The organism is Flavobacterium sp. GW821-FHT11G01 (assembly GCF_058808175.1).
Genome location: NZ_JBXARK010000010.1, coordinates 156,392 through 172,047, shown reverse-complemented (window position 1 = coordinate 172,047; position 15,656 = coordinate 156,392). Strand labels below are relative to the sequence as shown.

10 protein-coding genes are annotated in these 15,656 nt (G+C 34.9%); 8 read left to right on the top strand and 2 right to left on the bottom strand.

The annotated features are described in order from the left end of the window. Positions 1-18 precede the first annotated feature (18 nt). Positions 19-1,617, bottom strand: coding sequence for a SusR family glycan utilization regulator (gene susR, locus AC1RRN_RS17775; RefSeq protein WP_492968588.1), 1,599 nt, complete (start codon positions 1,615-1,617; stop codon positions 19-21). A 483-nt stretch (positions 1,618-2,100) separates the two neighbouring features. Between susR and AC1RRN_RS17770 the strand changes: the two genes are divergently transcribed. From AC1RRN_RS17770 to AC1RRN_RS17745, 6 genes are all read left to right on the top strand, one after another. Then, positions 2,101-2,622 carry a DUF5004 domain-containing protein gene (locus tag AC1RRN_RS17770; protein WP_492968587.1) on the top strand — a complete coding sequence of 174 codons (522 nt, stop codon included), beginning with the start codon at positions 2,101-2,103 and terminating at the stop codon, positions 2,620-2,622. A 91-nt stretch (positions 2,623-2,713) separates the two neighbouring features. Further along, positions 2,714-3,796: a hypothetical protein gene (locus AC1RRN_RS17765; RefSeq protein WP_492968586.1), complete on the top strand. Its 1,083-nt coding sequence runs from the start codon at positions 2,714-2,716 to the stop codon at positions 3,794-3,796. Between the two features lie 29 nt (positions 3,797-3,825). Continuing rightward, positions 3,826-6,846, top strand: coding sequence for a SusC/RagA family TonB-linked outer membrane protein (locus tag AC1RRN_RS17760; protein ID WP_492968585.1), 3,021 nt, complete (start codon positions 3,826-3,828; stop codon positions 6,844-6,846). Positions 6,847-6,870: 24 nt separating this feature from the next. Further along, entirely contained in the window at positions 6,871-8,373 is a 1,503-nt protein-coding gene (locus tag AC1RRN_RS17755) for a RagB/SusD family nutrient uptake outer membrane protein (RefSeq protein WP_492968584.1), read from the top strand. Between the two features lie 280 nt (positions 8,374-8,653). Continuing rightward, positions 8,654-9,898: a glycoside hydrolase family 99 protein gene (locus AC1RRN_RS17750; protein ID WP_492968583.1), complete on the top strand. Its 1,245-nt coding sequence runs from the start codon at positions 8,654-8,656 to the stop codon at positions 9,896-9,898. Between the two features lie 25 nt (positions 9,899-9,923). Next, entirely contained in the window at positions 9,924-11,948 is a 2,025-nt protein-coding gene (locus AC1RRN_RS17745) for a glycoside hydrolase family 97 protein (RefSeq protein WP_492968582.1), read from the top strand. 309 nt (positions 11,949-12,257) lie between these two features. Here AC1RRN_RS17745 and AC1RRN_RS17740 read toward each other — a convergent pair whose 3' ends face one another. Further along, complete coding sequence (locus tag AC1RRN_RS17740) at positions 12,258-13,169, bottom strand: hypothetical protein (protein WP_492968581.1); 912 nt, start codon at positions 13,167-13,169, stop codon at positions 12,258-12,260. Between the two features lie 172 nt (positions 13,170-13,341). Here AC1RRN_RS17740 and AC1RRN_RS17735 point away from each other — a divergent pair, with 172 nt between their 5' ends. Further along, entirely contained in the window at positions 13,342-13,818 is a 477-nt protein-coding gene (locus AC1RRN_RS17735) for a MarR family winged helix-turn-helix transcriptional regulator (RefSeq protein ID WP_492968580.1), read from the top strand. 152 nt (positions 13,819-13,970) lie between these two features. After that, positions 13,971-15,392 carry an MATE family efflux transporter gene (locus AC1RRN_RS17730; RefSeq protein WP_492968579.1) on the top strand — a complete coding sequence of 474 codons (1,422 nt, stop codon included), beginning with the start codon at positions 13,971-13,973 and terminating at the stop codon, positions 15,390-15,392. The last annotated feature ends 264 nt before the right edge of the window (positions 15,393-15,656 follow it).

Sequence of the window (15,656 nt, the reverse complement as noted above, 5' to 3'; positions counted from 1 at the left end):
TCATCCGTGGGTAAAAAATCATATCGTCTTAATCGCCATAATCTTCTCCTCAAAAGTATCTTTAAAATCAGATTTACTTTTAATTCTTGTTTTGTACGTATAAATGGTAGCTACAGAAAGTTCCAGGAATTCTGCCATTTGATTGCTGTCCTGAATTCCTAATCGGTACAAAGCAAAAATCCTTAATTCTGTATTTAGAAGTTCTCCTTTTTTAACGATGCATTTATGATCATTCGGAAATAAATGATTAAAATCAGTCACAAAAGTGGGGAACAATTTCAGGAAGATTTCATCAAATTGATGGAAAAGATTTTCACGTTCTTCCTTCACATTATAGCGTTTCAAACTCGCAATAACTTCATCCGTTTTTTTAGTAATAATTTTATGAAGCGTACTTTTCTGAATATGATCAATTTTATTAATGAACGCTGAGGTTGCTTTAATAAAATAGGTAATATATTCTTCTTTGATTGCATTGGCTTCACTCAAACTAATATTCATTTCCTGAAGTTGCGCATACGAAGAAGCCATTATTTTTCGGGCTTTGTTTCTTTCTTTTAATTGTTTGAAGATGATAATCAGAAACAAAACAATAATCACGGTAAGAATTGTCAATAGAATAATGATTCTTTCGAGTTTATCATTTTTGTCTTTTACGTTATTTAATTGCGCTTTTTCGATAATAGGCAAGATGGACGAAATCTCAATTTTTCGATGTCTGGCATTATAAAAAGTAGCGTCATCCATCGCAATATTGATGTATTCGTTGGCTTTATCCAAATAACCCATTTTAAATAGTTCATTGGCTAAATTTCGAAGGGCAACGGTTTCTTTAGTCGCATTTTTAACATCGGCAATAGCGGCAAGTGCCAGATAATAAATGGCTTTTTTAGTATAACCTCTTTCCGAATAAATATAACCAAGGCTCGACGTTGCTATTCCGTAATAATCCGGAGGCAATTTATAATTGTTGATCCAGTAACTAAACGCAAATTCGGCACCGCGCCAATCTTGCTGTTTTAATCTTTTTAGACTTTCGGCGGCCCAATATTCATTGGTGTTGGTTCCAATCAACTCTAAAGCTTTTTTCAGGAAATGATTCCCTTGCTGTACATAATGAATATTAAAACGCTGATCTTTATTATAATCGGCTAAATCATAATATGCACGGGCTTTTATGGAATAATATTCGAATTTATTTTTTTGATCAAGTTTTTGGGCATCAATAACATTTAAAGTATCGATCGCTTCTTTAAAAAGTCCGGAAGAGAGTAACACGAAACCTTCTTTAATTCGGCTTTTAGCTAAATATTTAGGATCTTTTAAAACAATGGCCTTAACTTTTGCTTCTTCTAAATAATAATAAGCGGAGTCGTATTTGAAGGATTTGTATTCATCAAACAACGACATATAAGTATTATAAAGTTGTTCATTGTTTTGACTTACAGTAAATTTTGATACGTCTTTTTTTAAAGCTTCAATTTTATGATATTTCTTTTTTAAGTAAACATCTTTTTTAAGAAGTGTTTTATCTAATTCTTCCAGAACAGGATTTGTCTCTTTCGCAGTTAGAGTCAAACCTGCAATAAAAAAAAACAGAATGTATATTCTTTGCATGGTTTTGGTTTGGTTAAGGGTAAAATTCTTTTTGGTTTGTTTGAGTTAATTCGTTTTTTAATTCAGGACAAAATCTTCAGAGTGATGATTTAATAGCTTTTGGAACTTAGTAATTCTCTTAATAACAAAGCTATAAAAATTGGATCATCAAACAAAAATAAGATCTAAATGTTAAAAGTAGTCTAATAATTTGCAATTATACAATAAAAAGCAATAATATATATGTATAGTGAAAAAAATATCGACTTTAATTTACATATTGTCATAAATGCTATTATTTATATGCTATTTTTCATCTAAACAACGTCTTGATTTTTGTAAACACAAAAATATTGTAAAATATTGATTTTTAATTGTTTAAGTTAAAATTTATTTGAATTCCATCTTGATTTTTATCAGATATTTTTTTTTAGGTTTTTTTAACATCTAGCTTCGCTCTGTCCTTTTAAGGGATAAAAAAACTAACAAACAAACCACAAATTTATGAGATGTAAAAGTATTTATTGGTTAGCTGTTATTATGTGTCTATTTGCCATTGGCTGTGACAATATTGATGACGGAAGCTATGTTGATCCGATTACCATTTATGAGAAAGTAAATGGAGATTGGGGATTAACAAATTTGAAAATGGTAGATGAATCTGCGAAAGCAAATAAGATCGAACCAAGTGAAGAAAACTTGAGTACCTATTTCAACTACGAAGATTTTAAAATCAATTTTAGCGTAGACGAAAAGAACAATCCAACAAGTTACGAAGTTACGGGCAATGTTCCTCCTTTATTTGCTCCAAAGGGATATTGGAAATTAAGCTCCGATTTTCAACAGACTAATGCCAGTGCAGTAAGGATTTATCTGTACAGCGATGCTCAAAAAACACAAAAAACAGATGAACTTCGGTTAACATCAGTTCCGGGAAGTAATGACGAAATGGAATTTCAGTTGGTGCATTCTTCTAACGGAACTCCTTTTGTGTCTTATGTATTCAAATTAAATGCTATTAATTAAAAAGTAATATGAAATCGCCATGATTCCAAATACAAATTGGAACAAAGAATGGCGATACCATATTCCGATAAAAATCAAATATTAAATACATATGAAAAAGTTTATATATACAATTTTACTTGCCCTTTTGATGGCTCCTAATTTTATGCAGGCTCAGGAAGAAGCCGGAGCTGTAGGCAGTATAACATCATTTCCGGTAGTATACAAATATGATGAAAAAGTAACCTGGTATTTTGATCTTTCAGAAACCACATTTGCTGAAAATGAAGATCTTTATATCTGGATTTGGTCACCATCAGAACCGGATGCCGGGCATTGGGAAAACTCCTCAGATTTTGCGAAACTTACGCATGTAAAAGATAAAATCTGGAGTTTTACTTTAACTCCAACAGTTTATTTTTCTAAAACTCCAGCTGAAATTGCAGCAAGTGCAGGATTTTGGTTTCGTTTAAAAAACAAAACCGGATCGAAGCAAAGTGGAGTAGCTAATGTGCCGTATACAGATTTCTCTTCATTTTATACCGCTAATGAGTTAATCAGAGCCTATCCGACAAAACCAACAATCGACAAAGGAGTTAGTATTTTGTTTAATGCCAACTTAGCTCCGGGATTTGCAGGGGCAACAAGTGTACACATACACAGTGGTTTGAACAACTGGGATATTAAACAAGAATACCAGTCATGGCTTCCGGATATCGTTGAAAAAACAAAATTGAAAGATTTAGGAAATGGTTTTTATAAAATGGATTTGGTTCCTAAAGACTATTATAATGCTCCCGACGGTTATGTAATGGAAAATTTAGTTTTTTTGATGGTAAAAGATGATTGGGCTGGAACTATTCCGGATCAGGTTTTGTACGCTGGAGAATATATTCCGCCACCGCCACCAGTATTCGGGTTCTTTCCTTTACAAATCAGTCAAAAAGATTTTCTTGGAATGTCTCGTAAAAATAATGAACCCGGCGTAAACAAATTAATTTACAAGATTAACGCGGGTAGTAAAGTAATTTCAGGTGAATTTGCCGGAGGAACGGCCGAGATAAAAGGTTTTGTCAATTTGGTTTCTGAACTTAACGGAATTCCTGGCTTAACTGAAATTCATGTTTTGGTAAAAGATAATAAAGACAAAACAATTTCGGATACCACAATTCCTCTTAAAACTTTAGACAAATAATTCACTATCAAATTAAAACATCAATTCTAATGAATAGTAAAAATAAAAAAATAGTCCTGCATCATATGTGGACTACTAAAACTGTGGTATTCATGATTTTCATGCTTTTTCTTTCGGCAGGAATGTTTGCTCAGGAAAAAAAGCAGGTATCAGGTACCGTTTATGACAATACAGGAACTGTATTACCGGGTGCATCGGTAATTGAGGTTGGTACTAAAAATGCCACTACAACAGATTTTGACGGAAAATTTACTTTGTCTGTAGCCGTAGGAGGTTCGATTGAAGTTTCGTTTATAGGATCAACAACTCAAAAAGTACAGATTACATCGGCAACCAAAGCCAATATTGATGTCCGTTTACAAAACGATGGTTATCAGTTGGCAGAAGTTCAGGTTGTTGCTGTTGGTTACGGAACTCAAAGAAAATCAGATTTAACCGGAGCTATTTCAACAGTTAAAGCAGACGATTTAGTAAAAGGAACAATCTCTTCGACAGAACAGGTTTTACAAGGAAAAGTGGCCGGATTAAATGTTATTCGCCCTTCAGGAGATCCTGCAGCGGGTTCTACTTTACGTTTGCGTGGAGGTACTTCGTTAACAGCAAGTAACAGCCCGCTTATTGTGGTTGATGGAATTGCGGGTGTTGATATCAATGTTGTTCAGCCTTCTGATATTAAATCAGTAGACGTTTTGAAAGATGCTTCGGCGACAGCCATATATGGTTCGAGAGGAGCAAATGGAGTTATTATTATTACAACAAAATCGGGTACAAAAGGTGTTTCGGTTACGTACAGCGGATTATCAAGCATTGGTTATGTAAATGATAATTTAGATCTTTTATCAGCAAATCAATGGAGAGGATATGTTCGTTCAAGTGGAAATAAAGATGCTATCGATTATGGTGGAAATACAGATTGGCAAAAAGCAATCGAGCAAACGGCTATTTCGCAATCGCATACTTTAAGTATCAATTCTGGTAAAGCAGATAGCGGTTTCAGAGCTTCACTTTCTTACTTGAATAATGAAGGCGTTATCAAATCGACGGGTTTGGAAAGATTGAGCGGAAACGTTAGTGGATATCAATATCTTGGAGATAATAAAGATGTAAAATTTGATATGGGTTTATTTGCCAATATCGACAAATGGCATCCGTTAGATTACAGAATTTTTGAGCGTTCTTATAACTTAAATCCAACAATTCCGGTATACGATGCTAACGGCGAATTTACATCGGTTGGAGGAACAATTTATGAAAACCCTGTTGAAATTTTAACCAACAGAACAACAGATAATGAAAGACACAGACTTTTAGGTTATTTTAAAACTGAAGTTAAGTTTTTAAATGATTTTACTGCTGTTGCTAATATTTCATTAGAACATAATGCTGTTCAGGGAAATACTTACAAACCAAGTTACGCGGTTATGGAGGGAAGAACAGAAGGGGGTTATGCTCAAAAAACATATGATGAATATACAAATGCGCAAGGCGAACTTTATGTAAATTACAATAAAACTTTTGGAAAACATACTGTTAGTGCTTTAGGTGGATATTCTTATTTAGAAAATATTTATGAAGGTTTTGGCGCTCAAAGAAGTGGTTTTGTAACCGATGCTTTTAGTTATAACAATTTAGGAGCCGGATATAATTATCGTTTGGGCGATGTTTATTCTTATAAAGGAAAATCAAATTTGGTGTCTTTTTATGCTCGTGCCAATTATAGTTTTGATAGTAAATATTTGTTTACTGCAACAGTAAGAAGAGATGGTTCAAGCCGTTTTGGAGAAAACAATAAATGGGGAACTTTTCCATCAGCTTCTGCAGCATGGAGAATTTCTAACGAAGATTTTATGAGTAGTACAAAAGGCTGGTTAGGCAATTTAAAACTAAGAGTTGGTTATGGAGTTACAGGTAATCAGGACGGAATTGGCGAATATAAATCGCTTTCAATCTTAGGTGTTGGAAATGATAGTTATTATGATCCGGTTACGCAAACCTGGAGTTTGGCTTATTCTCCAAAACAAAACCCAAATCCTGACTTAAAATGGGAATCTACAAAACAATTGAATATTGGTGTTGACTTTACGTTATTTGACAGAATCACAGGATCATTCGAATATTATTCAAAAAATACAGAAGATTTATTATACACTTATGAAGTGCCTCAGCCTCCATATTTGGTAGGGAATATGTTGGCTAACGTTGGTGAAATGTCAAATAAAGGAGTTGAGCTTACGCTAAATGCTGACATTATCAAAGGAGATAAATTTTCATGGAATGCTAATTTAACTTTAGGACACAACGTTCAGAAAATTGAAAAACTGTCTAATACAACGTATGAAACGGATGTAATTTATAGTGGATCTTTACACGGATTATCTGGAATGTCAGGACAATATTCTCAAATTATTGCCGAAGGATATCCTGTTGGAACTTTCTGGGGATTCAAAAATGCAGGACTTGACGAAAATGGTAAAATTCAATACTACAATGCAGCTGGAGCTGTTGTGGCAGAAAGCGCTTTAGTAGATGCTGATAAAGGTGATTTAGGAAATATTCAGCCAGATTTGACTTTAGGAATCGGAATGAATTTTACTTACGGAAATTTTGATTTAGGTATTTCAGGTTACGGAATGTTTGGTCAAAAAGCGTTAAACGCGACGAATATGATGTTGAACGATCCTAACAGATTACCAGCGTACAATGTTCCGGATGATTTTTTAAACAGCGGTATTACTTCAGCTCCAAAATATTCAGATTATTGGATAGAGGATGCTTCTTTCTTCAGACTTCAGACTCTTTCAGTTGGCTATACTTTGCCTTTGAAATCTAAATCTTCAAAATTCAGAGTTTATGCTATGGGAGAGAATCTGTTTGTAATTACAGGTTATAAAGGTGTTGACCCTGAAATTGGTTTAAATGCACAGGATGGAATAAATCAGACAGGAGTAATGGATAAGACCGGGTTAGTAGCCCCTGGAATCGACAGATACAATAATTATCCGCGACCAACAACGATTTCTGTTGGATTAAATTTTACGTTTAATAATTAAGCGATTAACTCAAAAATAGAACAAATGAAAATCAAAATAACAGCAGCACTATTAATTAGCATGCTTTTTACGATATCATGTACCAATTTGGATGAACAATTATATGATAGAGTAGAAGATGGGAATTTTGGAAATACTCCCAAAGAAATTGATGCATTAGTTGGAGGCGCGTATTCATCATTAAGAGGGTTTGCAGATGCGATATCCAATAATTATCCAACGTGCGAGTATGTATTCTTTTTAAATGAAACGGTTTCTGATGAAGCTACAATTCCGACCAGAGGAACAAACTGGTACGATGGCGGGCAATATCAGGATGCACAAAAACATACCTGGAAAGCAGACAATCGTATGATTCTTTCGGCTTGGCGTTACAATTACACAGGAATTGCGAAGATCAATTCGATCATTTATCAAATCGATAAATCGTCTTTGACTGATGCAGCAAAAGCGCCAATTTATGCCGAATTAAAAGCTTTAAGAGCGTATTACTATTATAATCTTTTAGATTTATTCGGAAATGTGCCAATTGTAACCAATTTTGAGGATACTGCATTGCCATCAAATTCTACTCGTAAACAAGTTTATGATTTTGTGGAGAAAGAATTATTAGATGCTATTCCGCATTTAACTGCAAATGTGGTGTATTCTAAATTCACAAAAAATGTTGCCTATTCTCTTTTGGCGAGATTGTATCTAAATTCTCAGGCTTTCATAGGAACGGCTCGTTGGCAGGATTGTATCAATATGTGTCAGAAAGTAACAGGATATACTTTAGCACCTGATTTCTTTGCCAATTTTGCAACAGAAAACCAAAAGTCACCTGAAATCATTTTTGCAATTCCATACGATTCAAAAGCAGGAACGGTAGGAAACTATATGTCATCGATGTCTTGTCATTACTTGCATAAATTAACGCTTTCGCCAGTTGGAGATTATCCTTGGAGCGCCAACGGAATGTGTGCTCAGCCAGGCGTTTATTCTGCTTTTGCAGATACAGACAAAAGAAGGAAATGTATGGTTGCAGGAGATCAGATCAATTTAGCAACCGGTACAGTAATTATTATGGATAACGGAGAACCTTTGACATATACAGAAGAAGTAACCAGTGTTGCTGATGCTAAAGAAAATCAGGGAGTTCGTTTGGGTAAATATGAAATGAAAGCAGGAGAACAATGGGAACGCGATCATGACTTAGTTGTAATTCGTTATGCCGAAATTTTAATGATGCAGGCAGAATGTTACGTTCGTTTAGGATCTGTAGATTTAGCAAAACCATTTGTACAACAGATTACAGCTCGCGCCGGAGAAGAAATGCCAGCAACTATCGATCTTAATTTTATTGATAAAGAATTGCTAAAGGAATTTACTTTTGAAGGAAGAAGAAGAACGGATAATATTCGTTTTGGAACATTCTTCCTGCCATGGTGGGAAAAAGGCGCAACAGAAAAATACAGAGCAATTTTTCCTATTCCAAGCAGTGTGTTAACTACAAATAAAAACCTGGTACAGAATCCTGGGTATTAGGTTATTGAATGTCAGTCTTCCATGTTGGTTAGTCGTGGAAGGCTGACATATTTTTTAAACATATTTAATTTAATAGAACTGCATTTGTAAAAAATATTTAACACATAGAAACATAGAATTTTTATGTGCAAAATAGAATAAAAAAAGAAACTCGTTTCTCACACATAGCTATGTTTGTTAATGCAAGTGAAACGCCTTTTTTCTGAGTTTGAAAAGCTATGTATCTATGTGTTAAAATGTTTAAAAGCAATTTTATTATAAAAGCAAATAATCACTTAATATGAAGAGATCTATCACATTATTGTTTTTTGGTGTCATGAACATTTTAGTCGCCGCTGGATGTAGCAGTGATGACAAAGGTTCAGATAAACCCACAGAACCGGAAACAATTCAGCCTGTTGCGATTGAAAAAACAAATAGCACCAAAATTTATGTGCATTACATGCCTTGGTTTGAAACCAATGAAAGTAGTGCCGATAAAAAATGGGGATATCACTGGACAATGGCAAACAAAAATCCGAACACAATAGGAGCAAACAATCGTAGAGAAATTGCATCCTATTATTATCCGCTAATTGGTCCCTATCATTCAGGCGATAAAAATGTGATTGAAAATCATTTGTTATTGATGAAATATTCAGGAATTGATGGTGTTTTGATTGATTGGTACGGCACTTATGATGTTAACGATTACAGAATGGTCAAAGAAAATACAGAGCAATTAATTGCCATGTTAGACAAAGTGGGACTTGAATATGCGATTGTTTACGAAGACAGAGTAACAACAAATGTTGTCAATGCCGGAAAAGCCATTTCGATTACGAGCGCAGCTAAAACCGATTTAGCTTATATGGAGAAAAATTATTTTGATGATGCCAATTATATCAAAATAAACGGAAAACCTTTGTTGCTTAACTTCGGACCAATTGTATTGCAAACACCAGCTGAATGGAGCAACGTTTTTGGTAGCTTGACTACAAAACCTACTTTTTTGACCCTTTGGGATCAATCGGTTGAAGCGGGTACAAATGCTTCAGGTGAATATGCGTGGGTATATAAAAACAGTACCTATTTGACTAATTTTTACACCAATACAAAACCTAAACTGTCAGTTGCAATAGGAAGTGCTTATCCAGGTTTTAAAGATTTTTATGCCGAAGGAGGTGGCGGTTCTGCCATCGGTTGGACAATTGAACATAATAATGGAGCAACATTGGATGAAACACTTGCATTGGCCAAAAATGCCAATTTAAATTACCTGCAACTGATCACATGGAATGACTTTGGTGAAGGAACAATGTTCGAACCAACAGTAGAATTTGGATATACTTACATCGAAAAAGTGAAAACCTTTGCCGGTGTAAAAAATACCGAATCTGTTTTTCCGGAGATTAGCAAAATGTACAATCTGCGAGTAGAAAAGAAAGGCAATACCGATGCCCAGCAAAAATTAGATCAGGCTTTTAATTATTTTGTTTCTATGCAGCCTGCAAAAGCAAAACAAGTAATAAGCGAAATAAAATAAGAGTTGTAATTAATACAATTAAATAATGAAAAACATAAAATATAGATACTGTCTGATTCTTTTTGCGTCGATTTTAATTTACGCCTGCAGTGCCAGTACTAAAAAAACATACAAAATCAGCTCTCCGGGAAAAAACACCGAATTAGTTTTTGAATTAACAGCTTCAGGTCAGCCGCAATACAGTTTTACATCAAATGGAAAATCGGTTATTGAAACTTCTTTAATGGGATTTGAATTTCAGGGAATCCAAAAAATGACAGAAGGTTTTGAAGTGGTTTCCACCGAAGAAAAAACTTCAGATGAAACCTGGGAACAGCCTTGGGGAGAATTCAAAAAAGTTCGTGATCATCACAACGAATTGATTGTTCATTTGAAAGAGTCAAAAGGAGAAGAACGTTTGCTTGATATTATTTTCAAGGTTTTTGATGATGGAGTAGGTTTTAGGTATTCTTTCCCAAAACAGCCTCATTTAGGCAAAGTGAAAATTTCAAATGAAGTTACAGAATTCACTTTTAAGTCTGATAATGATGTTTGGTGGATTCCGGTGCATCGTGAAAATAGTTATTACGAAAGTACCTATCGCAAAACGCCAATCAGCAAAACGGATACGATTAATACTCCGGCAACTTTCGAAACCAAAGAAAAATTGTTTGTAGCCATTCATGAAGCCAATTTGACTGATTTTGCGTCAATGACACTATTAAAAACAAGTGACAAACAATACAAAAGTGATTTGGTGCCGTGGGCAGATGGCGTAAAGGTATATGCTGAAACACCTTTTCAAACACCTTGGAGAACGATTGTGGTTGGAAAAACGCCAGGCGATGTTGCTACTTCGACTATTATGCTGAATCTGAACGATCCGTCAAAAATTGAAGATCTTTCCTGGATTACGCCTTCTAAATACATCGGAATTTGGTGGGGAATGCATTTAGAGAAATTCACCTGGGGACAAGGACCAAAACACGGAGCTACAACTAAGAATACAAAAGAATACATTGATTTTGCTGCGAAAAACAATTTTGACGGCGTTCTGGTAGAAGGTTGGAACGAGGGCTGGGATGGCGACTGGACCGCTGATGGATCTGCGTTTAGCTTTGTAAAAGCATATCCCGATTTTAATTTGGAAGAAATTACCAAATATGCGGCTATTAAAAATGTTCGACTTATTGGACATCATGAAACGGCCGGTGCCACAAAAAACTACGAAAGCCAATTGGAAGATGCTTTTAAATTGTATCAGAAAATGGGTGTGAATTCGGTTAAAACAGGTTATGTAAATAAATATTTAGACAAAAAAGAATGGCACGACAGCCAGTACGGAGCACGTCATTATAGAAAAGTAATCGAAACGGCAGCCAAATATCATATTATGATTGACAATCACGAACCAATGAAAGGAACCGGGATTCAGCGTACGTATCCAAATTTTATGTCTCAGGAAGGCGGTCGCGGCCAAGAATATAATGCATGGTCTGTTGATGGCGGAAATACTCCTGAACATTTAACGACTTTACCTTTTACCAGAATGCTTTCAGGTCCTTTTGATTATACACCGGGGAATTTCAATTTTGATTATAAAACGCCTTCAGGAGCAAGAGTACAAACTACTTTAGCGAATCAATTGGCATTGTATGTTGTTATTTTCAGTCCGTTGCAAATGGCTTCAGATTTACCTGAAAATTATATTGGAAAACCAGAATTTCAATTCATAAAAGATGTTCCGTGTACTTGGTCGTCTACCAAAGTTTTGGATTCTAAAATTGGAGAATACACCACAATTGTCCGTAAAGACTGGGACGAAAAAAACTGGTATTTAGGCTCTATTACAAATAAAGATGCCAGAGATCTTAAAGTTCAATTGTCATTTTTAGATGCAGGAAAAGAATACGAAGCCGAAATTTATGCTGATGGAGCAGGGGCGAATTACAAAACAAATCCGTATCCGGTAACCATTTCTAAGCAAAAAGTAAACAGTAAAACAGTTTTAGATATTAAACTAGCAGCTGGCGGAGGAACAGCTATAAAATTTTCTCCAATACAGAAATAATGGAATTAGTTGAAGTTTATTTTAGTTAAGTTTGGACTGATGAGCCCGATAGCCGTAAAAGTTATCGGGCTTGTTTTATTTATTGTTTCAGGTTTAAAGTTTCAGGTTGCAATCTCCATGGGTAATTTAACCGCAAAGTTCGCTAAGTTTTTTTACCTAACAGTATGTTTAGAAAACACAAAGTTCGCAAAGCTTTGAGTTGATCTAGCCTTGCGAACTTTGCGTAAACCCTTTGTGAACTTTGCGGTTAAAATTTATGTTCAAAGTCAAGCAACTTGAAAATTGTAACCTGAAACCTGAAACAAAAAATTAATGTTTATAAAACTTAACATGGTTTCCAAAAGAATAGTTAAGTGTAATTGTTGGTCCATTATAACCCCATTTTAAGTAGCCATTTAGACGTTCTTTCTCAACATCTACTCTCATGTTTAAGCCTGTATATCCACCTGTAATACTGAAATTTTTATAAAGGTTGTATAATACATTTAAGTTATAACTCAATATTCGACCATCAACATTATCAACTTTGATAGCAAAATAGTTGAAATTAGCAAATAGTCCCACTTTTTTTCCTAATACAAATTCGCCATAAACACCAAGATCAGGCAGCGGTGCTGTAAAATCAAAATTATCTTTAAATTCGACTTGCTGAGTGGTACCTTCTAAACGCAAACCAACATCTCCCAATAAAACGTGTGCTCCAATAAGCGCTCCAATTTCGTATGTTGGTTTCGATATAAAAGAGTAACCATAATATATTCTGACAATGTGATTATCCATAAAAGCAGAAACGGTTGCGTTTACAGGATAAGTATGATCGCCAAATTCGATATCTCTTTGCAAAGTTTTGGTTGAGGTTCTGTTTAAGTAAAAATATTCGGAACCAAGTCTTGATCTTCTTGAAATTCGCCATTCAAATGCGCCGGCAAACGATTCGCTACTTTTATTAAATCCGAGATCTTTTTCAAAGTCAATTATATCTCCAAAATTACCGTTATTACTTCCTACTTTCACTTCGGTGTTGTTTACAGGAAAAAAAACACCAGCTGTAAATTTAAAACGTCTTCCGTGCCACGGCAAATCTTCAGGATCATAATTCTGAGGTGTATCAAGATCATTTTGCAAGGTAGGTAAAGTCTCCGTAGAGATTTCAGCAGTATTTTGTGCATTTGCTGAAAACCAAAAAAGGGAAATAATCAAAAAAGAAAATAATTTTTTCATGAGATTTATTTTTAAATTTTGGTGGATAATTTTGACAATTAAAGTTAACAAAAAAAATCATTCATTTCTTTTTTTTCTCCTTTTATTATTAATAAATATTCTGGTTATCAGGTAAGTATGTGTTTTTTGTTAAAATTAGTTGACATGTCACTCTTTTTTGTAATTTTGCATCATGACAGATACAAATACAAATTCAGAACCATTTAGTAAAGCTTTTAGTGCTGAAATTGCAGACAGTTTCTTATTTCAGATACACCGAATTAAAAAGGCTCTTTTTCGTCGTACCAATGCTTTAATGAGCGAAGCCGGAATTACTTTGCAGTTAGAGCAATTGCCCCTAATCATGATTTTGCAGCACAAAGACTTGTCTCAAAGAGAACTTTCAGATAAAACGATGCGTGACAAATCTTCTATTTTGAGAAGTATAAATGCGTTAGAAAAAAAGAGTTTGCTTGTGGTTAGAAAAGATAAAACAGACAAGCGAAAAAATGTAGTAAGTCTTACTGAAGAAGGAATTGCATTGGCAAAAAATATTCGGTCTTTAATGAAAAAATCTGAAGACGAGGTACTTTCTGTTTTTACACCAAAAGAAAGAATCGAAGCTTTGGAAACTATAAAAAGTTATGCCGATAAACTAGATCAATCTTAATTTTTTTGACAATTAAAAGTTGACATATCAACGTTTAAAGTAAGTGAGTAAAAAAAATAATGCCACAGATTACTAAATCTAAAAATCATTTAAATCTGAGTATCCCGATAGCTATCGGGAGTGGCAAAAACAAAAATTTGAAAATATAAAAAATGAATAAAAAAGAATTATTAGAAGGACCAATACTTTCTTCATTGTTAAAATTGGCGGTGCCTATTATGATCGCCAATCTTTTGCAGGCTGCATATCAATTAGTAGATGCTTTTTGGGTAGGACGTTTGGGAGGAGATGCTGTTGCAGCAGTCTCTGTTAGTACGCCGGTTATATTTTTAACGATTGCTTTAGGAACGGGTCTTGCCATTGCCGGATCAATTTTAATTGCACAATATTTTGGTGCCGGCCAACAGGAAATGGTCAATCATGTGGCAGCACAAACCTTACTTATGGTTATTAGTGTCTCGATTGTTTTATCTATTATTGGATATTGGCTGAGTCCGTATTTTTTGCATGTACTAAATGTAACGCCTCAAGTTTATAAGGATGCATTAGGTTTTATGCGCGTCGCTTTTATTGGTCTGGTATTTAGTTTTAGTTTTATGATTTTCCAATCGGTGATGCGTGGTGTGGGTCGTGTGACTTTGCCGGTTTATATTGTTTTGGGAACGGTGATTCTAAATTTTGCACTTGATCCGTTGTTTATTTTTGGATGGAATTTTATTCCGGCAATGGGTGTAAAAGGTGCCGCTCTGGCAACTTTATCGACTCAGAGTTTGGCCATTGTAATTGGCTTTTTCATTTTGTTCAGAGGGAAACACGGAATTCATTTACAGTTGAAAGATTTTAAACCAGATTTTAAACATATTAAAAGAGCTTTTAAAATTGGTTTTCCGTCGTCAATCGAGCAATCTATGCGCGCGATTGGTATGATGGCAATTACTTTTTTGATTGTGCATTTTGGAACCACAACCGTTGCTTCGTATGGAGCGGGTTCTAATTTAATTCAGCTGATTCTGATTCCGGCTTTAGGACTTTCTATGGCCATTGCAACTTTAGTGGGGCAGAATATTGGAGCCGGAAATATTGCCCGTGCGGCGCAAATTGGAAAATTAGGTGGTTATTTAGGTTTTGGTTTGTTAAGCGGACTTGGGATTATCGCTTACACTTTTGCACCGTATTTAATCGCATTTTTTGTTCCGAATGATCCTGCGGTTATCGAAGGAGGAACTCAGCTATTAAGAATTACTTGTCTTTCCTGGGGATTTCTTGGTTTACAGCTTTGTTTAACCGGAGTTTTCAGAGCGGTTGGAAATACTACGCTTCCGATGATTTTGACTTTGGTTTCGCAATGGGTAATTCAGTTTCCGTTGGCTTATATTTTATCGCACAATACTTCGCTGGGGAAAATTGGTATTTGGTGGGCTTTTCCTATTTCATCTGTTGTTACGGGATTGATCACTTTAATTATTTATGCTAAAGGCGATTGGAAAAAAGAGCGCTTAACCGGAAAAACGAATAAACTTATTGATAAGGTGGAGAAGGAGATTGTTAAGGAGGGGTTTGAGAGTGTTAAGTAGGAAGGGTTTAAGGTTTTTTTCGTGAAGGCTCAAAGGTGCAAGGGGACAAAGGTTCAGAGGTTTTTTAAAGGTTCAAAGTTACAAAGGGGCAAAGGCTCAGAGGCTTTTTGAATTGTCTCCAGCTTTAGCTGGAGTTTGAAAGAAAGTATGCCAAAGGCTTTAGCCGAATTATCCACAATATTTATCGTAGAGGCGCACAGCAGTGCGTCTCTTTTTTGTTATTTAAAATGCCTTGAAATTTTATAAATCCATAATTCTTCTTAT